The 26,091-nt window shown below is 55.4% G+C and carries 24 protein-coding genes and 1 tRNA gene; 19 read left to right on the top strand and 6 right to left on the bottom strand.

Annotation, left to right across the window (positions count from 1 at the left end; all coding sequences use genetic code 11):
- Position 1 precedes the first annotated feature (1 nt).
- The 3 genes from OZ410_RS06045 to OZ410_RS06035 are packed head-to-tail and all read right to left on the bottom strand — an operon-like array spanning position 2 to position 3,413.
- On the bottom strand, positions 2-1,372 hold the full coding sequence (locus tag OZ410_RS06045) for a tetratricopeptide repeat protein (RefSeq protein ID WP_277707024.1): 1,371 nt from the start codon (positions 1,370-1,372) through the stop codon (positions 2-4).
- Between the two features lie 43 nt (positions 1,373-1,415).
- Positions 1,416-2,684 (bottom strand): BamG family beta-barrel-assembly machinery protein, encoded by a 1,269-nt coding sequence (gene bamG / locus OZ410_RS06040; protein ID WP_277707023.1) that lies wholly within the window; start codon positions 2,682-2,684, stop codon positions 1,416-1,418.
- Complete coding sequence (locus OZ410_RS06035; RefSeq protein ID WP_277707022.1) at positions 2,685-3,413, bottom strand: type III pantothenate kinase; 729 nt, start codon at positions 3,411-3,413, stop codon at positions 2,685-2,687.
- Between the two features lie 262 nt (positions 3,414-3,675).
- On the opposite strand from OZ410_RS06035, the gene OZ410_RS06030 reads away from it, so the two are divergent.
- The 4 genes from OZ410_RS06030 to OZ410_RS06015 all read left to right on the top strand — a co-directional run bounded on the left by OZ410_RS06030 (position 3,676) and on the right by OZ410_RS06015 (position 8,616).
- Positions 3,676-3,748, top strand: a tRNA-Phe gene (locus OZ410_RS06030).
- Positions 3,749-4,183: 435 nt separating this feature from the next.
- Positions 4,184-4,861 carry a hypothetical protein gene (locus OZ410_RS06025; RefSeq protein ID WP_277707021.1) on the top strand — a complete coding sequence of 226 codons (678 nt, stop codon included), beginning with the start codon at positions 4,184-4,186 and terminating at the stop codon, positions 4,859-4,861.
- 121 nt (positions 4,862-4,982) lie between these two features.
- On the top strand, positions 4,983-7,214 hold the full coding sequence (locus OZ410_RS06020) for a CehA/McbA family metallohydrolase (protein WP_277707020.1): 2,232 nt from the start codon (positions 4,983-4,985) through the stop codon (positions 7,212-7,214).
- Positions 7,215-7,806: 592 nt separating this feature from the next.
- Positions 7,807-8,616 (top strand): membrane metalloprotease, encoded by an 810-nt coding sequence (locus OZ410_RS06015; protein WP_277707019.1) that lies wholly within the window; start codon positions 7,807-7,809, stop codon positions 8,614-8,616.
- A gap of 46 nt (positions 8,617-8,662) precedes the next feature.
- Here the strand turns inward: OZ410_RS06015 and OZ410_RS06010 are convergent, their stop codons facing one another.
- On the bottom strand, positions 8,663-9,601 hold the full coding sequence (locus tag OZ410_RS06010; protein WP_277707018.1) for a DUF4382 domain-containing protein: 939 nt from the start codon (positions 9,599-9,601) through the stop codon (positions 8,663-8,665).
- Positions 9,602-9,884: 283 nt separating this feature from the next.
- Here OZ410_RS06010 and OZ410_RS06005 point away from each other — a divergent pair, with 283 nt between their 5' ends.
- From OZ410_RS06005 to OZ410_RS05960, 10 genes are all read left to right on the top strand, one after another.
- Entirely contained in the window at positions 9,885-10,055 is a 171-nt protein-coding gene (locus tag OZ410_RS06005) for a DUF6747 family protein (RefSeq protein ID WP_277707017.1), read from the top strand.
- A gap of 144 nt (positions 10,056-10,199) precedes the next feature.
- Positions 10,200-11,171, top strand: a complete 972-nt coding sequence (locus tag OZ410_RS06000; protein WP_277707016.1) for a phosphotransferase — start codon at positions 10,200-10,202, stop codon at positions 11,169-11,171.
- A complete protein-coding gene (locus tag OZ410_RS05995) occupies positions 11,156-12,472 on the top strand; it encodes an ADP-ribosylglycohydrolase family protein (RefSeq protein WP_277707015.1) in 1,317 nt (438 codons plus the stop codon). The genes OZ410_RS06000 and OZ410_RS05995 overlap by 16 nt, the downstream gene beginning before the upstream one ends.
- A gap of 390 nt (positions 12,473-12,862) precedes the next feature.
- On the top strand, positions 12,863-13,033 hold the full coding sequence (locus tag OZ410_RS05990) for a DUF6747 family protein (protein WP_277707014.1): 171 nt from the start codon (positions 12,863-12,865) through the stop codon (positions 13,031-13,033).
- A 60-nt stretch (positions 13,034-13,093) separates the two neighbouring features.
- Positions 13,094-13,225: a hypothetical protein gene (locus OZ410_RS05985; RefSeq protein ID WP_277707013.1), complete on the top strand. Its 132-nt coding sequence runs from the start codon at positions 13,094-13,096 to the stop codon at positions 13,223-13,225.
- Positions 13,226-13,373: 148 nt separating this feature from the next.
- Complete coding sequence (locus OZ410_RS05980; protein ID WP_277707012.1) at positions 13,374-14,003, top strand: TIGR04282 family arsenosugar biosynthesis glycosyltransferase; 630 nt, start codon at positions 13,374-13,376, stop codon at positions 14,001-14,003.
- Positions 13,996-14,811, top strand: a complete 816-nt coding sequence (locus OZ410_RS05975) for a purine-nucleoside phosphorylase (protein ID WP_277707011.1) — start codon at positions 13,996-13,998, stop codon at positions 14,809-14,811. The genes OZ410_RS05980 and OZ410_RS05975 overlap by 8 nt, the downstream gene beginning before the upstream one ends.
- A gap of 68 nt (positions 14,812-14,879) precedes the next feature.
- Positions 14,880-15,845: an arsenosugar biosynthesis arsenite methyltransferase ArsM gene (gene arsM, locus OZ410_RS05970; protein WP_277707010.1), complete on the top strand. Its 966-nt coding sequence runs from the start codon at positions 14,880-14,882 to the stop codon at positions 15,843-15,845.
- Positions 15,805-16,614, top strand: a complete 810-nt coding sequence (locus tag OZ410_RS05965) for a DUF547 domain-containing protein (protein ID WP_277707009.1) — start codon at positions 15,805-15,807, stop codon at positions 16,612-16,614. The genes arsM and OZ410_RS05965 overlap by 41 nt, the downstream gene beginning before the upstream one ends.
- The gene (locus tag OZ410_RS05960) at positions 16,611-17,312 is read left to right on the top strand and encodes a TIGR04283 family arsenosugar biosynthesis glycosyltransferase (protein ID WP_277707008.1); all 702 of its coding nucleotides are present in this window, start codon (positions 16,611-16,613) and stop codon (positions 17,310-17,312) included. The genes OZ410_RS05965 and OZ410_RS05960 overlap by 4 nt, the downstream gene beginning before the upstream one ends.
- Here the strand turns inward: OZ410_RS05960 and OZ410_RS05955 are convergent.
- Together OZ410_RS05955 and OZ410_RS05950 are read right to left on the bottom strand one after the other, a co-directional pair.
- On the bottom strand, positions 17,309-18,328 hold the full coding sequence (locus OZ410_RS05955) for an N-acetylmuramoyl-L-alanine amidase family protein (RefSeq protein WP_277707007.1): 1,020 nt from the start codon (positions 18,326-18,328) through the stop codon (positions 17,309-17,311). The genes OZ410_RS05960 and OZ410_RS05955 overlap by 4 nt on opposite strands.
- A 57-nt stretch (positions 18,329-18,385) precedes the next feature.
- Positions 18,386-19,390: a glycoside hydrolase family 113 gene (locus tag OZ410_RS05950; RefSeq protein WP_277707006.1), complete on the bottom strand. Its 1,005-nt coding sequence runs from the start codon at positions 19,388-19,390 to the stop codon at positions 18,386-18,388.
- Between the two features lie 112 nt (positions 19,391-19,502).
- Here OZ410_RS05950 and OZ410_RS05945 point away from each other — a divergent pair, with 112 nt between their 5' ends.
- From OZ410_RS05945 to OZ410_RS05925, 5 genes are all read left to right on the top strand, one after another.
- Complete coding sequence (locus tag OZ410_RS05945; RefSeq protein WP_277707005.1) at positions 19,503-20,804, top strand: NAD(P)/FAD-dependent oxidoreductase; 1,302 nt, start codon at positions 19,503-19,505, stop codon at positions 20,802-20,804.
- On the top strand, positions 20,801-22,378 hold the full coding sequence (locus tag OZ410_RS05940) for a 4Fe-4S binding protein (RefSeq protein WP_277707004.1): 1,578 nt from the start codon (positions 20,801-20,803) through the stop codon (positions 22,376-22,378). The genes OZ410_RS05945 and OZ410_RS05940 overlap by 4 nt, the downstream gene beginning before the upstream one ends.
- A gap of 45 nt (positions 22,379-22,423) precedes the next feature.
- Entirely contained in the window at positions 22,424-23,113 is a 690-nt protein-coding gene (locus tag OZ410_RS05935) for a glycosyltransferase family 2 protein (protein ID WP_277707003.1), read from the top strand.
- Positions 23,114-23,117: 4 nt separating this feature from the next.
- Positions 23,118-24,602, top strand: coding sequence for a cellulose synthase family protein (locus OZ410_RS05930; RefSeq protein ID WP_277707002.1), 1,485 nt, complete (start codon positions 23,118-23,120; stop codon positions 24,600-24,602).
- A 94-nt stretch (positions 24,603-24,696) separates the two neighbouring features.
- Positions 24,697-26,079, top strand: a complete 1,383-nt coding sequence (locus OZ410_RS05925) for an MptA/MptB family glycosyltransferase (protein WP_277707001.1) — start codon at positions 24,697-24,699, stop codon at positions 26,077-26,079.
- Positions 26,080-26,091 lie beyond the last annotated feature (12 nt).

Below are 26,091 nucleotides of genomic sequence, written 5' to 3'. Positions count from 1 at the left end.
GTTACAGGTTGGGCACCGTCACGCTTCCGCCAATCCAGCAGGGGAAGGACAGGGTTTTCCCGGCCATCCCGGACTGGAAGATGTCCGTTTTGGAGGGCGCCTTGGCGTTGTAGCTGGCTGCTGCCTGCCCGGCGCGACCACTCAGGGAGGGGTCAACACGACCGGCCTGGCGGGCCATTTCGGCCGCTTTCCAGTACACCGCCCGCTTTTCGAAGGGCGTGCTGCCACAGTCGTTGGCGCTGGAGGCGTACAGGTTAGCAATCAGCAAATAGGCCTTCCCGTTGGAACCATACGCATTGATCGCCTTCTGGGCGTAGCTGCGCGCCTGGGATTTGCTGAACTTGCGGGCAATGGTAGCCGCCTTATACAGGATATCGGATTTCTTGCGGGCGTCGGTTTCCAGTTCGGCTGCCTTGTCGAAATCTGCAATGGCACCTTTATTGTCGCCATCCTTAGCTTTCAGGGTTCCCCCGTAAAGGTAGGCACTGGCCGAAGGTTCCAGGGCCAGCTGGGCCTCGAACAGTTTGCGGAACAGCGGATCGTCCGTGCATTCCTTGGAGAACATCCGGCCTACGGCGCGCTTCACCCAGGTGATGTCCCCTTTCTTTTCCTCATAACTCTTCTGGTAGAGGGGAATCAGGTTGTCGCAGTCTGCCAGGGCACCGAGTTTGGAATCGATGCTGCCGGAGATTTTCCCATAATTTTCGGAATAGCTGTTATAAGACTTCAGCTGGCGCTTCTCCTTAGAGGTAAGCGTTCCGGCTTCCTCCTTGGGCAGCAGGATTTCAATACGGGTCAGGATTTTGTCGTTTTCCTCCTCAATCTTTTCGGTAACGTCGTCATATACGTCAAAGACCTCCTGCAGTTCCTTCTTGCCGGCCTTGTGCAGGTCCACCAGGCTGGAGAAATAGAGGTAAAGGGCCTTGGGGTTGTCGAAATTGGCGCGGTCTTCGGCAAAGGCCTTAGACAGCATATCGTACAATTCCCCGTCAGTAGCTTTCTTGTTATCGTACAACAGGGAGGCTTTGTCACTGGCTACACCGGCCTTGGAATAGTTCTTGGGAAAGTATTCCATGCTTTTGTCGTACAGGGCGAGCAGGTCCTTGATGTAACCTTCTTTCTCGGCACCACTGGAGTTTTCGATCTTGTAGTCCAGGATCTTTTCCCCATAGGAGAAGTTAGCCTTGTTAATGCCCGGGCAGCTCTCGTAAACCATTTTCCAGGGTTCATAGGCCGCATCGAAATTCTTAACCTTGATATGCTCCGCGTAAATGGAAAGGTTGGTCATGCACTCCGGATTCTGTGCTTGTCCGAAGGCTATACCCAGTACCCCAAAAAGCGCAATCAGCATGGTGTAAAGTTCCTTTTTCATCGGTTTCATTTATTTTGAGGGGGTGTAAAATACAATAATTTTATCAATTTATGGTCCTTTTCTGGAACCACCTGGAGTTGAAAGACAAGCCCAAACTCAGATTGAAATAGCTTTCGCGTACCAGGCTATTCATTGTGGTACCGCGTCTTCCCAGCTCAAACCCCAGGTTGAGGTTGGAAAAATCGCCTCCCAGCGGTAAACCCATTCCAAATGTTATGCCAAAGTCGGTAAGCGACTTGTCGTTGACCACAAATCCGGACGGCTCCACCCGCATTCCGGCCCGGTATGCCACCCTGCGGAAATAGGAGTCGATGGCCGTATAATCCGGGATATAATACCCCCCGACCGCATAGCTGGCCACGTCTTCGTACCGCGCCCCGTCCAGTTCCAGGAAACGGTTCTGGAAATCGGAGAATTGCTGCAGGCTGTATTCGGCGCCCAGGAACCAGTGTTTGTCTTCCCCAAAGCCCAGGCCCAGGGTAAAGGTGGTGGGGATCTTGATTTCGGTAAATCGGAGCAGGTCCTCATCGAGGTTGATGTCCCGGACAAAAATGTCGACGCCGGTAAGCGGGACAAAAGTGGAGATGGTCTGCTGGTTTTCGGAAGTCAGGTTGCTCTGGGTGCGGATCCGCAAGGAAGTAAATAAGGTGTGCTTACTGCTCACCATGGGCGTATAGGTGAGGGCGTAATTGAAATCGTAGCCCCGGATGTCGGAAATCCGCTGGTCCAGTGTCCCGTAGGCCACCCCGTCCGTAATCTGGCTGCGGCCGTATTCCAGGCGGCCGAAAAAGTGGTTTACCGTAGCCCCGATATGAACGCGCGGCAGCACTTCAAAGCCCAGGCTGATGAAAACCTGGTTCACTCCGCCTTCACCCGAATAGGTGGTACTGACTTCAGCCCCCCCGGCACCGATGCCGGTATTGGTAAGGTTATACCCAACGGAGCTAAAAGGCTTAAGCCCGAAAGCCAGGCCGGCTTTCTGGATTTTAAGCGGAAGCGCGAGGGCCAGGTAATCCAGGTTGGTTACCGAGGAATTCTGCTTGTCGCTAAAGGTCTCCAGGCGCAGTTCGCGGTGGGATGCCCCGGCGGCATACGTGGTTACCCCGAGTTTTCCCAGGGCTGCCGGGTTGCTCAGGTGCAGGTGGATGCTGTCTGTATACATCCCCAGGCCGCCCATCATCTGGTTTTCGACCGAACGCACGGAGCGCAGGTCGCCAATTCCGAAAGCGGAATAGGGGGAAACCGTTCCGTTTTGTGCCTGTAATGAAAAGCCCGCAAGGATAAGGATTGCGAACAGGAGTCGTTTGACCATCTAACTTTTGTTGTATTCCAGCAGCTGATTTAAGCCCTCCAGGAGAAAATTAGAATGGGCAAATATGGTATTTTTTAACCGCTTAGACAAAAATAGCGCATCCCCCCCTGTTAAAATCACTGTTAAAGTTGGATAGCGTGTTTTATAACGGTCTATCATGCCGTCTATTTCCGCAGAAAGCCCATATACCACGCCAATGTGCATACTGGTCTCGGTGGCATTGCCGATCAGTTCCGGGGGTTCTCCCGGCTCCAGCAGGGGCAGGCGGGCGGTAAAGGCATTCAGGGCCCGGTAACGCATCCGAAGGCCGGGGGAAATGGCCCCGCCCAGGTACTCGCCAAAATCGTTCAAAAAATCATAGGTAATGCAACTGCCGGCATCGATTACCAGGGTATTGGTTTTGGGGAAACGGAAAAAGGCCGCGCTGGCCAGGGCCATGCGGTCCGCCCCCAGGGTCTGGGTGGTGGCATAGGTATTCCGGTAGGGCGTTCGGGTAAGGGGCGAAACCACGTGTACCGGGCAGAACACCTTAACCAGGTCTGTCATGGTCTTGTCCGGCGGGCCTACCGAGGCCAGGATGGCATGCCCGATTCCCGGGTAGTTTTCGAAGGCTGCCTTCAATTCCTGGGGAAACGCCTCCACCAGACAGCTTTTGGAGGCAACCAGCCTGCTGCCCTGGAAGACCCCCAATTTTATTTGGGTATTGCCTGCGTCAATCACGAGATTCATACCCTAAAGATCGGCCATTTTGGGCAGACCTCCCGCTTTTTTCAGGATTTTGTTGGTTCTTCTTAAATTAGAAATTATATTTGCACCCGCCTGTTCGGAATGCGCGGTCTCAAGGACTTCCCGAACGGTTTGACATCCTGGTACCTTAGCGCTCCCGATAGCTATCGGGAGGTAGAGCAACGGACTGAATCCCGATCACTATCGGGGCTTGTGTCCCTGGTCTTTCAAACGTTAAAAACCCGGATGTTATGACATATACTCTGGTACCTTAGCTCAGTTGGTAGAGCAACGGACTGAAAATCCGTGTGTCCCTGGTTCGATTCCTGGAGGTACCACTTAAAGCGCCAAAACCCGCTCCAACAGGAGCGGGTTTTTTGTTTTCTGCGGACGTCGAAAGCTTGCTTTCGTAAGGACGCGGGAAACAAAAAACCGCCTCCGCCGGCGGCGGAGGCAGGGTTTTGGCATTTTCAGGCGGGGGACCAAAGGAACACCCTTAAGTAGTGCGGAGCACACTTCAGGGTATCTCCTGGAGGTAAAAAAGTTGAAAACCATCTCCTGAAAGCGATGGCAGGGTTTTGGCATTTTCAGGCGGGGGACCCCTGAAGTAGTGCGGGGCACACTTCAGGGTATCTCCTGGAATTCAAAAGACACTATTAAGAACCCTCAAAAGTATCTGGAAACAGGGTTTCAGGCAATCTCCTTATCCTCGCGAAATAGGAAGGCACTTTTTTGTCCGAACCGTATTATTTTAGGTTCATAAATGATTCTCGGTGAAGTATTTTGCTATTTTGAATTCTACGGAGCTTAAAGAAATTGGTTTTTACCCGCAAACAAATTTCCATGCGGGATACAATATGGCTTTACCGAATTCGATTCATAAATTAAATATTCATCATTTCGCAGACACGCCCATTTATTATCAGATAGACATAGATGATCGGGCCAATCCAACAAATTTCATCCATTCGGTTGGAACCAACTTTGAGCATATTGTAGATGAAGATTTAAAGGTAATCCTGAGCCAACACAAATTACCGCCACACCGATTTTATCCCATCGAAGTGTGGCACAAGAAGAAACCGCTCTCCTACTATATTTTCCACATTATTGTCGATGACTTCTGGGATCACCTTGATACTACAAAAAGCTCCTGCTTTATTTATAGATTATCAGATATGGTAAGGTTATCTGAAATTGCACAAACCAAGGAAGAGATTCCTGTTGAATCCAGGCAGCAACTATTGAAATTAAAAGATGGGTTGGCATTTGGACGAAAACTTCATCCCAAGAAAATTGTATTTAAAAAGACGTTTCCCGAATATGATTTTTACCAAATAAGAGATGTGGATTGGTCTTACGTAATCAGTGAAAAACTGAAGAAATCCCTTGAGGAGTTCAGAGCTACTGGATATTCCCTTACACCCTACAGGCCTACCCATCAGGAATGATCAATGGCCGGCATTCCAACACATCCTAAGCCCACTTTGCCCTATCTTTAAGGAATCCCTGCCCGGACGGTTCCGCCAACCTACCCCCATGGAATACCCGGGCAGCCAACAACCCCCATCCATGAAACACGTCCTGATCAAAACCCTTCTTAACTGTGCAGCCCTTTTGTGCTGCCTGAGCCTTTTTGCCCATAAGGGCCATACCGATCCCCACCTGGAAGAGATCAACGACTACCTGATGGCCATACAACTCATGCGGCATACGGACCCGCAAGCCGTGGCCCTCTTCGGGAAATGGCAGGAACTGCGGGAGGCGTCCTGGAAGATCCGGGAATTGACCGATGCCGAAAACCTGCCTTCGGATTCCGGGGAGGTACTGGAACAAGTCCGGGTGGCCCGCGCCCTGCAAAAGGACCTGCTGGCCGCCTGCAGGGCCTACTTTACAAAGCTGGAGCAGGAACAGCCGGTACTTCGGTTACAGGTGGCCGGGAAGCAACTGCAGGTCCTTTGGGAAGATCCCCTTTTTAAGGTAGAGGTAGCACATTCCCGGGTGGTGCTGGTCAAAATCACCAATGCTTCATCCGCCCCCCAAACCATCCGCCTTTCTTCTACCTACAGCGACGATATCCTGTTTTGGAAAAAGGACGTGCCCCTAAACCCGGATGCTTTCCGCTACACCTTTGTGGTGTTGCACCCCTTGCGGGAGGGGCTTTCAGAGGCCCATCTCCTGGCACAAACCGAAAGCGGGATGGAAGCCCGTGCACATCTTGGGTTACAGGCACTCCCCATGACCGCTGCCCCCGTACGCGTGTTTCCCGGCAAAACCATTGAACCGGTTTCCCTGTCGGCTTACGACCACCTGGAAAACGACCTCCTCCCCGAATTTGAACAAGCCATACAGTTTCACATCCGGGATGCCCATAGCGGGAAAAACCTGGCCGCACGAGTGGAGGTTCGGGACAGCCTGGGCCGCCGCTACTGGAACCCCTTAAAAGGGCCGGCCTATGCAGTAAACCGTACCAAAGGGTGGCAGACTACGCTATGGGGTTTTCAACCGGGGCCTTATTTCTACGTGCAGGACCAGGCCCGCCTTGGGGTAGCCCCAAAGGGCAAAACGGCAACCATATACCACGGCTTTGAGTACAAACCCCTCAAGATAGACATCCCGGAAAACGGAATCGTAAATGCCCGGCTGGAACGCTGGATCAACATGCCCTCACTGGGATGGTATTCCGGGCAGACCCATATCCATACCACCGACGGCGGCATCCCTACGATGTTTTCCCGCTTCTGGCCGTTGATTACCCAGGGCGAAGACCTGCATGCCTCCTTTATTTTAACCCTGAAGGGGGAATGGGACACCCATGCCATTTACGCCAACGAATATCCCATGGGGCTGCGGAAAGCCTTCAGTACCCCAGAGCACCTGGTGTCTTACGACCAGGAATACCGGAGCAACCCTTACGGACATTTGATTTTCCTGGGGCTGGATTACCTGATGCAGCCCATCAGCTCCGGGGCGCTGGGAGAGCTGGGCGGCCCGGACTACCCGCCCAATGCACTGGTACTGGAAGAGGCACTGGAACAGGGGGGGACCACCATTGGCGCCCACTTCGGGAATTATATCACCAAAGGCGAAACGGTTAAAACCCCCTGGCCCTCCACCGGGTTCGAGATGCCGGTAGATGTGGCCCTGGGCAAAATTCAACTGGCAGAAATCTACGGTAACGGCGGGCAGCAACAGGTGTGGTACGACCTGCTGAATTGCGGTTTTCGCGTCATGGCCACGGCAGGCCCGGACTGGGACATCAAGGATACGCCCCGGGTATATGTGAACCTGCAGGGAAAACCTTTTTCCCTGGAAAACTGGCGGGAAGGACTGCAAGCCGGGCGCAGTTTCATCACCAAAGGGCCCATGTTGTTTTTTGAGGTGAACGGCCAATTGGCGGGGTCTGAAATTCCTGCGAGAGGGAAAAAGACCGTACTCCGGGTTAAGGCACAGGCCATGTCCCCGGAAGGCGACCTGCCGGTGGAAGTGATTTTTAACGGGAAGGTGATCCACACGGGTCAAAACCTGGACATGCCGCTGACCGTTGAAGATTCCGGATGGCTGGCCATACGCACTTCGGGCGCCCACTCCAACCCGGTGTTCATATCCTTTAAAGGCAGGCCCGCAGGCATGTCCGGACCGGCCCTGCGTTTTATTGAAATCACCGAAACGCTGGAAAGCTGGGTGCGCAATAAGGGGCTCTACGATACGGAGGAACAAAAACAGGAAGTCCTGGGCCTTTTGGAAAAAGGCAAAGCCGTATTTGAAGCCATTGCCAGGAAAGCAAGAGAAGCCGGAAAGTAAATTCCCGGACCGCTGCAACCCGGAAGGGTAAATGTCCTTTCCAATTACCCGAACCAGGACTCAGAATGTCTTCCTTATAACCTAATTACTTTGGTTTGTAAATGGCCCCAGTGGCAAAATCCACAATGAGAGCGGGGCAAAACAAAACGATATCCGCTATCATGGCCACTACACGTACTTCCCTTTGGGGCTCGCCAGGTCCTGGCTTTCTTTTTTGGGACTGGGTAACCGGCCCCCCGAAGAGCGTGGCGCAACCTGTAAGCATGATCATAGCAAAACCAACGGCAAGGATATTTTTGAATTTCTTCATCTTAGGGTGTATTTAATGATTGGCTTGAGTCCCCCGGCAGCAGGAGAATCCTGTCCCCTAAAGCTATAAAATCAAATTGCCGGTTGCAACCCTTCCCTCAGTAAATATATTCGGCGGGAATAATAGGATAGACCAAATGCCCAATACTTTGAAATTTGCAAATCCCGCTTACCTTTGCCCCCTCAAAAACAGATAGCCGCGGGATTGGGGGCGAATCCGCTCCCTACCGGTTCCCAAAAATAATTGCCGGTTCCACCCGTTATGCATAGTAAACCCCGAAACATGAAGACTTTGCGAACAATCTTTTTGGTTACCAGCGGCCTGATGGGCCTGCTCCTGACGCCAGGATGTTCCACAGACGCCATGAATGACCTGGTCGCCGATTCCAACCCCACCGGGTCTAATCCTGAAAGCGCCTACCCCACCGACGGGCAGGTGGGCACCTCTGCCGCAGACCTGCTTTCCTCCGGCACCTATTCCTCCATTTTAATTGAGATAGCCTACACAGACGCCTATGCGCCCCAGGCCCAAACCCTGGAAAACCTCCAGGCCTTCCTGCAGGAACTCCTCAACAAACCCGGGGGTGTTACCCTGCACATGTTGCCCCTGGGCAGCACAGGGAAAGAGCGCCTGACGGCCGAAGACATCCGCCAACTGGAAGCCCGGGAGCGTACAGCCTTTACCTCCGGCAGGCAGCTGGCTGTTTTCGCCCTTTTTGCAGATGCCGAATACGATACCGGCCAAACCAACGGCACCGTGTTGGGGATTGCTTACCAGAACACTTCCGTAGCCCTCTTTGGCAGCAGCATACAGGCCTTTAGCGACCAACCCCTGGAGCCCAGCCGTACCGTGCTGGAGACCACCGTCCTGAACCACGAATTTGGCCATTTGCTGGGCCTGGTGAATGCCGGGACCCCCATGCAAACCGATCACCAGGATGTGGAACACGGCCGCCACTGCACTTCCGATACCTGCCTGATGTACTGGACCGCAGAAACCGGCGAAGGCATCCTGAACATGCTTAGCGGGGGAACAGTACCACCACTGGATGCAGCCTGCAAAACCGACCTGACCGCCAACGGCGGGAAATAAAAAAAGGCCCTGGATCAGGGCCTTTTCTTTGGGGTATCCGGGTGGCTTAATTGGCCGATACGGAAACGTTCAGGGAGAGCTGCAGGGCTGCACTTACGCTAATGGCTGCCAGGTTTACCCCTGTGGCAGACTGGGCATTCAGGGTCCCGTTAAACGTCAGGCCATTGGCATCTTCCGAATAGGAGGCAAACACCAGTTCGTATTCGCCGGACTCCAGGAAGTGAAGGCTAAAGCTGTTCTGCAGGCCACTGGCGGCAGCGCTGGTAATGGCATTCGCAAATTGCACCCCGCCGGAGCCCTGGGCTTCCGTTTCTGCATTGTAAGTGCCCTTCTCATAGGCGTAAACAATAATCTTGTCGGAGGTGTTCTGGGAATCGTCTATGGTACCCTCGATCATCCCGGTGGTCTCGGTATTGACCACCCGGATAGCAGCCTGCAACCCGGCAGCAGATACCAGTTCAAAATTCGATCCGGTGGCCTGGCTTTCCTCTACCACCGTCTTGCGCAGGTCAAAATCCAGCACCACTTCGTTGGCAGCCCCGGCAAATACCTCAAAGGCATCATTAATGCGGATGCTGTTAGCCGTAGAGGCAATTTTATCTTTGGTCCCGTCTGTTAGGCGTACGTAGCAGCCGGGAGCGTTACCGGCGGCATCCGTTTCGTAGTCCAGTACCAGTTCCAGGTTGGAGTAGGATCCGGCAGCCAGGTCCAGGTTCCCCAGAGTCTGGGTGCTGCCGTTTACCAGGGCAGAAAGTTCTACGGTAGTTTTGTTAAAGCCTTCCAGGGAAGTACCATTAACCCGCACATCAGACACCGTAACCATCACGGCATCCACATTGGCATTGTCCGTAGGGGCATCGGTCATTTTAAAAGTAGTGGCATAGGTTTCTCCGTTGGCCTGAGGCCCGTTTTCCTCTTTGCTGCACGCAGTGAATAAGGCAGCCGTTACTAAAACAATTCCGAAGGTTTTAAATTGGGTATTCATAAGATTTGGGTTTTTATTTGAGTTCACTTTACAAACAAATGGGACCCGGATCACCCTATTAAAAAAGTGTTAAAATCCAGGCTGATTTCCTGCGGGAAAGGCCCGGAAACCCTCTAATTTTCTGAGCGCCAGAAACTAAGATCAAGCCAATAAAATTGAAGTTTTTGGTAGCAAAAAGATGTCTTTAACCCCATTTAGGAAGCCGTTAGTCGAAAAAATAACGCTTTGGGTCGCTTTGGCCTGCTCCTGGATGTTTCCTCTGTGAACGATAAAACGAAACGCCATGAAAACAGCACTACTCATCAAGGAAATATATGCGGAGGCTTTCCGCAACCTGGGGCACTACCTGGTTCGGAATTACTTTAAGGCTTTTGCCTGGTTCAGTTTTGCCATGTTTGGCATAGTCCTGTACGCTTTTGTCTTCAGGCTGGCTACTGGTTTTGCCTTTGATTAAGGTGAAGGGGTTATGGGCGGGACCATGCCCGCCCTTCACAGGAAATCTAACGCCCTGAAGCGAAACCGCTTTGCACCCACCTGTTTGCACGGTGGTTAGGACCAGGGGAAACTTTAGTATCTTGTGGAGAAAGCCGAGTCCCTTTTGACACACTTCTCCGAGGATACTGCCCCAGAAACCTTTACCGCCCTCCTGGAGGAACGCGGATGGATCCTGCCCGGGGAAAAAGTAGCATCCGTTTCTGTTGCTGGAGCGGGCAACATGAATGTGGTCCTTCGCCTGCAGACCAACTGGCGAAGCCTGATCCTGAAACAATCCAGGCCCTATGTCCGGAAATATCCGGACATCCCCGCCCCTGCCAATCGAATTGATGTGGAACATCGGTTTTACCAGGCCATTTCCCAAATAGCCCGGCTATCCTGTTTTCCAAAAATCGCCGCTTACGATGCAACCCAGCACCTCCTGCTCATGGAAGATCTGGGCCAGACAGAAGACCTCACCCGGCTTTATGCCTCGCGAAACGTGCCAGATATACTATTGGATAGCCTGGCCGGAGCGCTGGCCGGCATCCACACTGCACCGGCCCCGTCAGATTTCCCGGACAACCTGGAGCTAAGGCGCCTGAACCACCAGCATATATTTGTCCTGCCTTTTTTACCGGAAAATGGCTTTTCACTGGACACCGTCCAACCCGGACTGGAGGGGCTTGCGGCACCCTTACGGGAAGATGCAAAACTCAAGGCTCGGGTGGCGGCCCTTGGTGATGCCTATCTGGAACAGGGCCAGACCCTGCTTCATGGGGATTTCTATCCGGGCAGTTGGGTAGAGGCCGGAAATGCCTTATTTATCATAGACCCCGAATTCAGCTTTATGGGCTTCCCCGAATTTGACCTGGGGGTTATGGCAGCCCACCTCTATATGTCAGGGATGGACCCGGAACTGGCCCGCAAAACGCTGGGCGCCTACCCCTTACCCTACCGCGAAGAGACTGCCCTGCAGGTAGCCGGCACCGAGGTGGTCCGCAGGCTGATAGGCCTGGCCCAGCTACCGCTTGAGCGCAGCCTGGAAGAAAAAGAAACCCTGTTAAAAACCGCCCGGCAATGGATTATGGCATAACGCGATTACTTCTGTTTTCTACCCTGTTCGGAGTGGCCCTGTTGGGATGTAACCGCACCCCAGAGCCCCCTTCCCTCCCGCCTTCCCCCCAACGGGAGGCTTACACCGCTGTCCAGGCCCAGCTGGATACGGCAACCTATCAGGACAGGGTGCTGGGGGCTTTGGTGGGCTCGGCTATTGGCGATGCCATGGGGGCGGCCACTGAGATGTGGAACCGCCGGGATATACAGCGGACTTATGGCTATGTTAATAGCCTTAGCCCGGCCATACGATATCAGTCGCCCGAAGGCACCTGGGACCATAACCTTTCTGCAGGGGCCACCACGGACGACACCCGGTGGAAAGCGCTGATGGGAGACTACCTGCAGGCCGCTGGGCCCGACTTGGGCCCCGGCCCTTTTGCCCGTCACCTGGCGGAAACCTATTCGGCTGCCCTGCAGGGCCTGGACCTACAGGCCGCGGCAGCAGACCCGGACCTGCTGGAAGCCCCATTGGAGCAGGTGGACTGGCTACGGGAGTGGGCACGCGTGGCCCTGGCCTACCAGGAAGGACCAGAGGCTTATCTCCTGGCCCGCGACCGCTTTTACGGGGGGGAAATGTCCTGTGCCGGAATGCTGTACACCCCGGTATTCGGGCTGGTTACTCCGGACCCGGATTCCGCTTACCGCACTGCCTATGACCACGCCTTGTTTGATTTGGGCTATGCCCGCGACATTTCAGCCCTGGTAGCCGCCATGACGCAGGTGGCCCTGCATACGCAAAACATGGATTCGGTATTGAATACCGCTGTTTTTGTAGATCCCCTGCGGTTTCAGGACAGCCGCCTGGTGGGGCGCATTGCGCAGGACCAGGCCCTGGCCGCCCGGGACTATGTACGGCGCGCCCGCTTACTGGAGCCTCTGCCCCCGGGCCCGGCCCTGGATTCCCTGATAATACGTATGCCGGAAGGGTACCCGGGCAGCAGTACCGACTGGCGCCGGCAGGAAGCCGTGTATGCCATGCTGGAGGAAGACCAGCAAGCCATTGCCTTTCACGCCGGGGAGATCTGGCAAATCCTTATAGCCGCCCTGGAATTCGGGGAAGGAGACTTTATGACTACCATGGCCTTTATTGTCAACTACGGACGGGACAACGATACGGTAGCAGCCGTAGCCGGCATGATTCTGGGCGCGCAGCAGGGCTTTTCCGGCTTGCCCGTGGGCCCGCGCAACACGGTCCTTGGGGTGAACCGGGAAGTGTTGGGAATTGACCTCAGGCGGGTAGCACACCAGATTGGGGACCCATATGCGCCTGCTCATTAAGCTTTCCCATTCCACAACCTTTTTTTAATCATTCCCTAACACCCATCTGGGGGGGAATGAACATCTTTGAATCTCATTCATTGCTAAGCCAGAATTGAGTTAGTTTGGTTGCAAGGGTCGGGGCTGGAGAGCTGCCGGCCCTTCTTTTTTTTGGGGAACCCCCAAGAGCCTTTCCAGAAGGGGTGCATTTCACCGAAAAATTGGTAGTTCGTCCGACGCTGTAGGTATTGCCTTATGTCGGCGAATACCCAAAAAACATCGGTCAATGGGAAAAATCCGGCGATTCACCGAGAAATTCGGGTCGTAAATCTATTGGCCGGAAGCATCTCAAAGAATGAGGGCAGATTTGTGACATATGAAAAACGCCTGAGAAACTTAATCCAAAACTCTATGAAAACAATTCTACTCGTACGTGAAATTTACATGGATGCCTTCCGCAATCTCGGACACTTTATCGTCCGGAACTATTTCAAAGCTTTTGCATGGTTCAGCTTTGCCATGTTCTTTGTAGTGCTCTACGCATTCATTTTTAGACTGTATACCGGTTTTGCCTGGGATTAAGGCTGCCGCGAGACCACACTTAGGAACAACAAACACTCTTTTACGAGAACACTATATATTTTGAGAGCGTTTACTCCTTTTTCTACCCTTAGCCGCCTGGCGCGGTTCGTCTACCGGTTTCGTACAGCCGTATTTTTCTGGATGTACGTCCTGGCCATGATGCTGTACGCCTACAAGTGGATGCCCGCCTGAAATCGGGGCCGGCCGTGCTTTTTGGATAAGGCCCGGCAACCCGATAAATCGCAGGGGCACCGGAGGGGTTTGCCTGCCTTTCACGTATATTTGTGGCAGCCGGCTCGCCTTCTACATGGGTGCTGGCCCAACCGCAACAGGCCCCAACGTGTCCCGAACCACAGACCAGGCACTTCTGATCTTCACCCGGAACCCCGTTCCGGGAAAATGCAAAACCCGGCTTGCCGCCACCATCGGCAACGACCGGGCTCTGGACGTTTACCGCTTTTTGCTCCGGCATACGGAAACCGTTGCCAAAAACCTCAAGGGCACAGACAAAACCGTTTACTTCACCGAGCACCTGGGGGACGGCTCTTTCTGGGACCCTGCCCAGTTTGGGTATGCCCTGCAATCCGGCAGGGACCTGGGCGCCCGAATGGCTGATGCCTTTGCATCGGCTTTTCGCCTGGGGTACCGGAAGGTGGTGCTGATCGGCAGTGATTTATACGACCTCAGCACAGCCGACCTGGAAGCGGCCTTCACTGCCCTGGAAACACACCCCGCCGTCCTTGGCCCGGCTGCCGATGGGGGCTACTACCTGCTGGGGCTCACCCAAATGCGGCCCGAACTCTTTGAAAACAAAGCCTGGGGTACCGAAACCGTATTGCAGGCTACCCTGAAAAACCTGCAGGGGACACCGGTCTTTCAGCTGCCGGTGCGCAACGATGTAGACCGGTACGAAGACATTGCCGGCAACCCCGTTTTTGCCCCTTTTTTAAACGATATATCGCATGACTAAAAAACAACTGGAAACCTCCGTGGCCTTCCTGAAGGAAAAGGGCTTCGATGCCCCCGAAGTCGGAATTGTACTGGGCTCTGGCCTGGGGCGCATGGTGGAGGAAATTGAAGACCCCAAAATTGTCCATTATCACAACATCCCTTTTTTTCCGCTGGCTACCGTGGAATTTCACAGTGGGAAACTGCTGTATGGCCAAATTGCCGGCAAGAAGGTGGTGGTGATGCAGGGTCGTTTCCACCTGTATGAAGGCTATGCGTTTACGGACATCACCTACCCTATACGGGTGATGCGGGAACTGGGCATCCGCAAACTATTGATTTCCAATGCCGCCGGAGCCATTAACCTGGACTACCGCAAGGGTGACCTCATGTTGGTGGAAGACCACCTGAACCTGCAGGGCGGGTCTCCCCTGGCCTTCAAGAACGTATCGGATTTCGGGGAGCGGTTTGTGGACATGAGCCAGCCCTACGATGCTGAAATGTGTGCCCGCCTGGAAGGTATTGCAGCCGAACAGGGCATCACCCTGCACAAAGGGGTGTATGCGGCCGTAGTGGGGCCCCAGTTGGAAACCCGTGCCGAATACCGCATGCTGGGCACCCTGGGGGCCGATGCCGTAGGCATGAGTACGGTGCCCGAGGTGATTGTGGCCAAACACCTGAACCTGCCTGTAGTAGCCATCTCTGTGCTCACGGACGAATGCAACCCGGACCACCTGGAGCCCGTTAATGTAGCCGAGATCCTGGCCGTAGCCGGCAAGGCCGAACCCAAACTGGTATCCCTGTACAAAACCCTGATTTCCGAAATGTAGGGGAAGGCTGTAAGTTTGCCCCTTTCAACCCTACTATTCACCCGTATTAAACCCTAACATACCCCTTGATGAGTTATCTGGAAGCGACCCACGACCTCTATAAATCTGCCGCCCTGACCCCGGATGTGGGGTTGTGCTGCACCACCAACCCCGTATGGCAGTTCCCCGGGCTGTCCATCCCCAAAATCATGCAGGAAATGAATTACGGCTGCGGCAGCACCGTATCTGCCCAGGACCTGGTAGGAAACCCAAAGGTTCTGTATGTTGGCGTGGGCGGCGGTATGGAACTGTTGCAATTCGCCTATTTTTCCCGGCAGAAAGGCGGGGTTACCGGCGTGGATGTGGTGGATGAAATGCTGGAAGCCAGCCGCGAAAATTTTAAACAGGCCGAAGCCGAGAACGATTGGTTCCGCAGTGACTATGTAGACCTGGTGAAAGGGGATGCCCTGAACCTGCCGGTGGCCGACCAGAGTATAGACGTGGCGGCACAGAACTGCCTCTTCAACATTTTCAAGGAAGAGGACCTGAAGAAGGCGGTATCCGAAATGTACCGCGTTTTGAAACCTCACGGACGCCTGGTGATGAGCGACCCGGTTTGCGAAGTTCCCATGAGCGAGGCCCTTCGGAACGACGACCGCCTGCGCGCCCAGTGCCTGAGCGGCAGCATCCCGGTCCGGGACTATATTAAAATCCTGACCGATGCCGGTTTTGGCACCATTGAAGTACGCGCCCGTCGCCTCTACCGCGTCCTGAGCCCCAACCACTATCCGGTGGAGGAACTCATCCCCATAGAATCCATCGAAATTGCCGCCATCAAAGATCCTATGCCAGCGGACGGCCCCTGCATCTTTACCGGGAAATCCGCCCTGTATTACGGAAAGGAGGACTATTTTGACGACGGGAAAGGACACGTACTGCTGCCCAACCAGCCCCTGGCGGTATGCGATAAGACTGCAGCTGCCCTTGCGCTCGAAAATGCAGAGATCTTTATCAGTGAAAGCACCTGGCACTACAACGGTGGTGGATGTTGCTAAGGCCGGAGCCCGGCACACCCTGATGCGCCTGATGGCTTTCCTGGCCCTGTTCGGGGCACTGCAAGCCTGCCACGGCAATCCCGAGGCGCGGCTACCTGCCCCGGATCCGGCGCAGGAGGCCCCCTCCCATGCACAGTGGGATTCCCTCCTGCAAGCGCATGTGAGCGCGGACGGCCTGGTGGATTACGCGGGTTTCCTGCAGGACAGGCACCGCCTGCAAGCCTACCTGGATCACCTGTCCGGGTACATCCCCGGGCAGCACTGGAGCCGGGAAGAAACCCTGGCGTATTACATAAACCTTTATAACGCAGGCACGGTGGCCCTGATCCTGGAGCACTACCCGGTGGGGAGCATCAAGGACATCCGAAGCCCCTGGGGCAAACGCCGCCTGAAGCTTGGGGATGCCACACTTTCGCTGGACGATGTGGAACACGGCATCTTGCGAAAAATGGGCGAACCACGGATTCATTTTGCCCTGAATTGTGCCTCCTTTTCCTGCCCGAAACTCCGGCCCGAGGCCTATTTTGCAGACCGGCTGGAAGCCCAACTGGAAGCAGCAGCACGCGATTTCATCAACGACCCCTTGAGGAACCGCGCCGCCGGGGGCCGCCCGGAACTCTCCCGCATCTTTAAATGGTATGGAGCCGACTTTACCCAGGGGGGCGGTACCCTGACCGGCTTCCTGAACCGCTACCTGAAAACCCCCTTACCCGAGGGAACCACACTGCGTTACCTGCCCTACGACTGGTCCCTGAACGATATCCGATGAAGGGGATCAGCGTGATCATTCCCGTCCTGGAGGAGGCCGAGAACCTCGAACGCCTGTTGCCCTACCTCCAATGCGCCTCTACCCCCGGAGCCGTAACCGAAGTCCTGGTGGTGGACGGCGGCAGCGGGGATGATAGCGTTACTGTGGCCCAAAAACACGGGGCGTTGGTAGTGGAAAGCCCCCGGGGCCGGGCTTTGCAAATGAATGCCGGGGCAGCCCGGGCCCAGGGAGACATCCTCTATTTCCTGCATGCGGATTCCCTGCCCCCCAGGGGTTTCGACCGGCAGATACGAACCGCTGTTAACCAGGGTTATGGCGCAGGGTGTTTTCGCCTGGCTTTTGACCATCCCAGCAGTGCCCTTCGGGTTTTTGCCTGGTTTACCCGGCTGAACTGGGCCCTGTGCCGGGGCGGGGACCAGTCCTTATTTGTACGCGCGGAGGTCTTCCGGGATTTGCAGGGATACAATCCCCGCTTTGTCATCTATGAAGACAATGAACTCATCGGGCGGATCCGCCGCCGATATCGCTTCCGGGTAATCCCCGATACCCTGGTAACCTCCGCCCGGAAATACGAAATTCACGGGGTATGGCGCCTGCAGGCCCATTTCGGAATTATCCATTTGTTGCGCGCCCTGGGGGCATCCCCCGAGAGGCTCTACCGGTATTACCGGAAATATGTGAAAGGAAAAGGCCCTTAACGGGATTCGAAATCCAGCATTAACCCCTCCCCGATCCAGTTGGCCAGGGCCTGGCGGTTGTCCGGGTCCAGGATGCGGCGCTGGTCCCTGGAATTTCGGATGTTCCCGATTTCGATAAAGGCGGTGGCCGGGTGGGTGTGCTTAACCACATAGAGGTTGCTGCGGTCGCGGAAGGTTCCCGCATAGGTGCGGTTGGGCTGGAAGCGGGCGTACTTGTCCCGGAAAGTAGCATGGATATTTTCGGCCAGGCGTTTCCCGTTGCTGCTCTTTTCGTGGTGGTAAAAGAACACATCAATATTCTGCCCCTTGCTGCGACTGTCTACATGGGTAACCACCAGCCGCTGATAGCGCCCTTTATGCTGGGCATACAACCGGTTTACCACCTCTACCCGCTGTTGCAAACGCTCCCGCTGCCCCAGGGGGATTTCCAGGTCCGGATAGGCTTGTTCATCGGTATCCATCGGCAGAATGCGCTGGTCCCGGATCCCGTCATCCCCATCCCGGATAATGAGGTATACCAGGGCCCCGTGAGAAATCAGGTTACGGGCCAGCCGCAGGGTAATGTCGTAGGCATATTCATCCTCCGAAATGGAGGTTTCGCCATAGGGGGTCACGGCACCGGGGTCCGGGCCGCCATGGCCCGATATCAGGTAGAAGATGGCTCCCTCCAGGCGCGTGCTGCGCTCCGGGACATCGGCATAGGCCTCCCCGAAGATTTCAAAACGACGGGATTTGGCAGCGGATTCAGTAACGGCCTCGGCTTCCACCTCGGGTGCGGGCAGGGGCACCAGGTACGTATCTCCGGCTCTCAGGTGGCCATTGGCGTCGAGTTTTGGTGCATTGAGTTCTTTAAAGACCTGCAGCTGACCTACCGGGTCTGCCCCGTGTTTGCGTAAAAGGGAATAAATGCCATCGCCGGGGGAAGCCACAACCTGCATCAGGCTGTCCTGGGCCCAAAGGCCAGTGGGCAGGAGCATCCCCAGGGAAAGAAAAAGACAGAAAAACAGGCGAGGCATGCGCAGCGGGTTTTACAAAGATTATCAAAAATGCTGCCGAAATGCAAACCTTGTTTCTTATTGATGGAGGCGGTAGTAGGTGCGGATCACTTCCTGGGCGGGTTTGTTTTGGGGCGTAAACCGGTTATCGCCCGGCCCGCCAGACACCGGGTGGTGGATAAACCATTTCCAGACAAAGCCACCGGCAAACCAGTCTTCCCCCCAGAATTCCTCAAAGAGGGCGGTTTTGGCATTGGCCTGGGCCTGCAGGTTAACCCGCTCCTGGTTGCGGTCTACCAGCCAGGGTTTTTTGGCCGTGTAATCCATGGAGCGGTACCCGTATTCGGTAAACAATACCGGACGGCCTACAGCCAGGGAAAGCGCATGGATATCTTCTTTCCATTTTTTCCAGCCTTCACGGAGTTCCTCCACCCCGGGCTCCCGGCTTTCGGATAGGGGAAAATAGGCGTCGATCCCGATAAAGTCCAGGGACTTCCAAAAGGGGGTGCGTCCGTATTCGTCCCAGTTGGCGGCATAGGTGATCTTCCCGGAATACCGCTGGCGTACCTGGGCAATCAGGTCCTGCCAATAGCCCGGGCGGGCTTTGACGAATTCCTCAAGCTCTGTCCCGATGCAAAACAGGGACACCTGGGTTTCCTCCGCCAAATCCGCAAAATTTAAAATAAACCGGGAGTAGGATGCTTCCAGGGCCTTCCAGTCGGCCTCCGATGCCATTTCAAGGTCTCCGGTAAAGACCCCCCTCCAGATCCACAGCTGGGGCTTAAGCATTACGGAAACGCCGTTTTGCTGCAGGGTTTCTATATACTGCCGGGCCCCCTGGCGGGTTTCCCCAAACCATTGGCGGTCTGTATCGAAGATGATCTCGGGGCTGCCCACCTCGCGGATAAAACCAAAGGGCATAACCGCGGCATAGTCCGCATAGATATCCAACAGGGCGTCTACGTGGGCCTGGCTGGCCGCTTCCCGCGAGCCCACAAAACTGACCCCGTTAATCTTACCGGCCTTCTGCACGGCGCAGCCCCACTGTAAAAGCAAGAGTAATACGACCCCGAATTTTTTCATGGCTGTGGCGAATTGCTCTTAAAGATACCAAAATCGCCTGCCCGCCCGGCTAATTTCTTGTTAAGTTCTTATCTTCCCTTCGACAGAGCTTTTAAATCCGAAAAGACCCAATATGCATGTCCTCATTATCGGGAACGGGATTTCCGGGGTGACCGCCGCCCGGCATATCCGAAAAAATTCCGATTGCCGCATCACGCTGATCTCGGCCGAAACGGACGCCTTTTTCTCCCGTACCGCCCTGATGTACATCTATATGGGCCACCTCACTTTTCAGCAGACCCAACCTTATCCCGAATCCTTCTGGTCCCGCAACCGCATGGACCGCATCCGGGGGTACGTTACGGCCATCCACCCGGAAACCCGGTCGGTTGCCCTGGCGGACGGGCGCGAAATCGGCTATGACAAGCTGATCCTGGCCACGGGCTCCAAGCCTAATAAATTCGGGTGGCCCGGGCAGGACCTGGACGGGGTGCAGGGGCTGTATTCCTATCAGGACCTGGAACGGCTGGAGGCCTTTGCCCCAAACGCCACAGCGTGCCGGCGGGCCGTGGTGGTGGGTGGCGGCCTGATCGGGATTGAACTGGCCGAAATGCTGCGCAGCCGGGATATCCCGGTAACCTTCCTGGTACGGGAATCGAGTTTCTGGAATGGGGTGCTGCCTGCCGGGGAGTCCGAAATGATTAACACCCATATCCGGGAACACCACATAGACCTGAGACTGGGAACCAACCTCAAGGAAATCCTGCCCGATGCCAATGGCAGGGTTCGTGCCGTGGTAACGGAACAGGGGGAGACCATCCCCTGCAACCTGGTGGGGCTCACCGCCGGGGTATCGCCCAACATCGATTTCCTGAGGGGTTCGGGCATAAACCTGGGCAAAGGCGTACTGGTTAACCGGTACCTGGAAACCAACCTCCCGGACATCTACGCCGTGGGGGATTGCGCCCAACAACGGGAGCCCATTGGCCGGCGGCGACCTGTGGAAGCCGTGTGGTATACTGGGCGGATGATGGGGGAAACCGTGGCCCGGACCGTTTGCGGGCAACGCACCGCCTATACCCCGGGGCATTGGTTCAATTCCGCCAAATTCCTCGATATCGAATACCAGACCTACGGCTGGGTTTTTCCGGAACACACCCGGGAAGCCCATGAAGCCCACTTTCACTGGCGGCACCCGAAAAAACACATCTGCCTTACCCTGGCCTACGACCGCGGCAGCGGTACCCTGCTAGGGGTAAACACCTTTGGCATGCGCATGCGCCATGCCGTGCTGGACCAGTGGCTCACCGAGCAACGCACGGCGGAATACGCCCTAACCCACCTGAGGGAAGCCCTGTTCGACCCTGAAGGATATTCGGATTACCGCAAACACATCCAAACGGCCTTTCGCCAACAAACCCTGACTGCCTCATGAATCCATCCCTGTCGCTGGCCGGGGGGCCGCCAAGTGCCCTGAACCGCATCCAACGCCTGTCCCTCTTCCTGGGGTTCGCAGGCCTTTTTATCCTCTTGCTAGCCACCTTCGGTATTGGTTTTCCAAAACCGGGGCTTTGGCTCGCACTGGCCCTGTTCCTGATCCTGGGTGGGGTGCTGGGGTACAGCCTGGGCGCCTACAGCGGGCACCCGGCCGGTATCCGCAACAATGGGGTTTGGTTCAAATCCCTTTCGGCCCGGGGCATCTGGGCCTGGGGCCTTGGCATCCTGCTTACCGGATTTTATGTGGTCCTCTATTTCTACCCCCAATACCTGGGCCTGGTCCAGGACGGCCCCAACCGGGGGCTTATCGCCCTTTTCGACCCGCTTAGCCGGGCCCTGAGCGGCAACCCGGCCAGCCAGTGGTTTGTATACGGGGCCCTGTACACCCTGGCCATCCTGGCCTTCGGGGCCAAATTCATCTGGAAATACCGCCACAACCGCTACCAGCTGCTGCGCACCCTGAGCGTGATGTTCTTCCAGCTGGCCTTTGCCTTCCTGATTCCCGAAATCATGGCCCGCCTGAACGGGGACCTGCCCTACTACGACCTGAAGAATATCTGGCCACTGAACTATTACAACTTCGAGCGCTACCGGGTCAATGCCTTTATAGGGGAGGGTAACCTGGGCCTGGCCATGCTGCTGTTCGGGGTGGCTTCCACCCTGGTCATCACCCCGGTACTTACCTATTTTTACGGAAAGCGCTGGTACTGCTCCTGGGTTTGCGGGTGCGGGGGCCTTGCCGAAACCGCCGGGGACCCCTTCCGCCACCTGAGCGATAAAAGCACCTTCGCCTGGCGGGTGGAGCGCTGGGTGATCTACAGCGTCCTGGTATTTGTGGTGTTGATGACCACAGCCGTGGTCTATTCCTACCTGGGGCCGGACCACAGCAGGTACTGGCTTAGCCGGGGGGAGCTCCTGGTGGGCGTGGGGGTACTGCTTACCCTGGTATTTGCCTGGGTGATGCTATTCCGCCGAAAGGAGCTCCAAAAGGATGCCCGTTACGGGGCCATAGCCTATTTCACCATTATCCTCGCCCTGATCGGCTTCCACTACCTGAGCGATACCCAGCACGTGTTCCTGTTCCGGTCCGAAACCCTGCGAAAAACCTATAGCTTACTGATCGGCAGCATCTTCTCCGGGGTTATTGGCACGGGTTTTTACCCGATTTTCGGCAGCCGGGTCTGGTGCCGGTTTGGCTGCCCCATGGCGGCCATACTGGGGCTGCAGCAGCGGTTGTTATCCCGCTTCCGGATCACCACCAACGGGGGGCAGTGCATTTCCTGCGGCAACTGCTCTGCCTATTGCGAAATGGGCATTGATGTGCGGGCCTATGCCCAGAAAGGCCGGAACATTGTACGGGCCAGCTGCGTGGGCTGCGGGATTTGCTCGGCCGTGTGCCCCAGGGGGGTGCTCCGCCTGGAGAACGGCCCGTTGCAAAACCGCATCAACCACCGGGATATGCTGTTGGGGGCCGAGGTAGACCTGATGGATTTTGTCGGGGAGGAAAAGTGATTATTCCACGGGAATGCGTTCTTTTGCAGCGACCCAACCGGCATTATGGTTCACATTGACCTGATCATACCCGCCTATAACGAGGCCGACTCCATCGGCAAAGTCATTGCCGATATCCCGGAGCTGGTCCGGGAGGTGGTGGTGGTAGACAATGCCTCCACGGACGGCACCGGGGAGATTGCCCGAAAGGCAGGGGCCACCGTCCTGCCGGAACCGCGTATGGGGTACGGCTACGCCTGCCTGCAGGGATTAAATTACATCGCCCGGAAATCCAACCCACCCCACATTGTCGTATTTATGGACGGGGATTACTCCGATTACCCGGAAGAGCTGCCCAAAGTGGTAGCCCCCATCCTTGAAAACGGCATGGATCTGGTAATCGGTGCGCGCCACAAGGCCCTTAGGGAGCCTGGCTCCATGACGCCACAACAGGTGTTCGGAAATGCCCTGGCCACCACCCTGATGCGGTGGTTTTTCGGGGCGCGGTATACAGACCTGGGGCCTTTCAGGGCCATTGGATTCCGGCAACTGATGGCGCTGGAAATGGAGGATAAGACCTACGGCTGGACGGTGGAAATGCAGCTGAAAGCCCTAAAGCACAAACTCGCATATTGCGAAGTGCCAGTGCGTTACAAAAAAAGAATTGGCGTTTCCAAGGTATCGGGAACGGTAAAAGGTACTATATTTGCAGGCATAAAAATCCTGGGTTGGATTTTTAAGTACAGTTTTAAATAAGAAGATGGGTTTAACTATTGCTTACATCATTATCGGGATCTACAGCCTGGCGCTGCTGCTGATTTTCTTTTACAGCCTCTCCCAGCTGAACCTCCTGGTAAACTACCTGGGCTATAAACGCCGCAACCGGGAGGCCCCCAAATTCAATTTGCTGGACCCGAAGGAAATCCCCTTTGTAACTATTCAGCTGCCCATCTATAACGAGGAATACGTAGTAGAGCGCCTGCTGGACAACATCGCCTTGCTGGAATACCCCAAAAGCAAACTGGAAATCCAGGTGCTGGACGATTCCACTGACGACTCCGTGATCCAGACCGCCGAAAAGATCAAAGCCCTGCAGGCCCAGGGGCTGGATATACAGCACATCCGCAGGGAAAACCGGGAAGGCTTTAAGGCCGGGGCCCTGAAGGAAGGCCTGAAAATTGCCCGGGGCGAATTCATCGCCATCTTCGATGCAGACTTCCTGCCCGGAAAAGACTGGCTCAAGAAAACCGTACCCTATTTCAAGGACGAGGAAATAGGCGTGGTACAAACCCGCTGGGGGCATATCAACCGCGATTACTCCACCCTGACCCGCATACAGGCCTTTGCCCTGGACGCCCACTTTACCCTGGAGCAGGTGGGGCGCAACTCCAAGGGCCACTTCATCAACTTTAACGGCACCGCCGGCATCTGGCGGAAGCAGTGCATCCTGGATGCCGGGAACTGGGAAGGCGATACCCTGACCGAAGACCTGGACCTGAGTTACCGCGCCCAGCTTAAGAACTGGAAGTTCAAATACCTGGAAGACGTAGAGACCCCGGCCGAACTGCCCGTGGTCATCAGTGCAGCCCGGTCCCAGCAATTCCGCTGGAACAAGGGCGGGGCGGAGAACTTCCGCAAAACCGTTTTGAGTGTAATCAAGGCGGGCAACATTCCGTTCAAGACCAAATTCCACGGGGTGATGCACCTGCTGAACAGCAGTATGTTCCTCTGTGTTTTCGTGGTAGCAGTCCTGAGCATCCCCATGCTGTACATCAAAAACACCTACGGGCACCTGGGGTGGGTTTTTGAGGTGACCAGTTTCTTTATCGTGAGCACCATTATCCTGTTCATCTGCTACTGGTTTACCTACAAGAGTATACAGGGCAGCAGTTTTGATAATTTCGTGGATTACATTAAGCTCTTCTTCACCTTCTTCTCCGTGGCCCTGGGCTTTTCCCTCCACAATTCCGTGGCGGTACTGGAAGGGCATATGGGCAAGCGGTCCGAGTTTGTGCGCACCCCGAAATTCAACATCAACAACCTTACGGACAGCTGGAAGGGCAACAAGTACATTACCAAAAAGCTCTCCCCCAACATGATCCTGGAATTTGCCCTGATGGTGTACTTCCTCTTTGGGATGTACAGCGCCATACCGCTGAATGATTTTGGGCTTTTTCCCTTCCACTTCATGTTATTCCTGGGCTTCGGCTTTGTCTTCTTCAAATCCCTGACCGCCAAGGCATAATCCCGGGCCGATTCGCCTATTCAAACCACGGCCGCCCAAAACGGGCTTCGGCCAGTCCCATAATTTTGTTACTTTCAGGCCAAAGTTTCGGGACATGCAAAAGGCACTGCTGACCTTCTGGAACCTCCACCGGATTTCCATTTTGCTGCTGCTGGCCAGCCTGGGGCTCTACGCTACCTTCGCTTACGCCCTGGAGCGACCGGACAGCCCGAAACTCCTCACCCTGTGGGCAGCCCTTTTTTTCCTCGCCTACAAACTCATCCAGTTCGAAAAGTGGAACTACCGCTTCCTGGTGGTGGCGGGCATCCTGATACGCCTGGTATTCCTGCTGGCCATACCGAATCTCTCTCAGGACTTTTACCGATTTATATGGGATGGCACCCTGTTGTTGGATGGGATTAATCCCTATACGCTCACCCCGGACCAGTTCATGGCAGGGGGCCAGGCGCCCTTCCCCCTGGCCGAAACCCTCCACCAGGGGATGGGGAGCCTGAGCGCCCGGAATTTCAGCAACTACCCCCCGGCAAACCAGTACCTGTTTGCCCTGGCGGTCTGGCTGGGCGGCAAAACCCTGACGGGCAGTTTGGTTGCCATGCGGGGCCTCCTGCTGCTGGCAGACCTGGGCATCCTGTACCTGGGGCGCAAATTGTTGCGCAAGCTCAACAAACCCCCGCATATGATCTTCTGGTATTTCCTGAACCCCCTGGTGGTGATTGAGCTTACTGGTAACCTGCACTTTGAAGGGGTAATGGTCTTTTTCCTCCTTTGGGCCCTCTACCTCCTTGTGCAGGCATCCTGGGCCTGGGCAGCCCTGCCCCTGGCACTGTCCATTGGGGTCAAACTCATGCCGCTGCTGCTCATGCCCTTGCTGCTGCCCCTGCTGGGGTGGAAGCGCAGCCTGGGGTTATACCTGGTAACCGGCCTGGCCCTGGCGGGTTGTGTTTATCCCCTGTACTTCCCGGATTTTGGGCCGCATTACCTGCAAACCCTGAAATTGTGGTTTTCCAATTTTGAATTCAACGCCGGGATGTACCGCCTGGCAGAGGGCATAGCGGTAAGCCAGGGGGCCAAACCCTGGGAATTTATAGCCGCCTATGGGCGTTATGCGCCCTGGGCCGCCGCCGGGGTAGCCGGGTTGCTTTGCCTGCACCCCCGGATGCGGGAGGCTCGCTTCTGGTTTACAGGGGCCCTGGCGGTGGTGGCCACCTACTACCTGACCGCAGCGGTGGTGCACCCCTGGTACCTGGTGTTCCCGCTCACCCTTAGCCTGTTTACCCGTTTTCGCTTTCTGCTGGTGTGGTCCGCACTGGTAGCGTTATCCTATACGGCCTATGAACCCGGGCAGGTCCTGGAGAAACCCTTCTGGCTCTTTCTTGAATACTTTACAGTATTTGCCCTGATGAGTTATGAATTATTCCGGTTGCGGCAAGATTTGTTTGATTTTGTCAAAAATCCGGCGGTTAAAAGAGGGGATTAAATAATATTTGTA

The organism is Robiginitalea aestuariiviva, from assembly GCF_029537735.1.
In the GTDB taxonomy this organism is placed as follows: Bacteria; Bacteroidota; Bacteroidia; order Flavobacteriales; family Flavobacteriaceae; genus Robiginitalea; species Robiginitalea aestuariiviva.
Note: the sequence above shows the minus strand (reverse complement) of the source record. Positions and strands in the feature narration are given on the sequence as shown.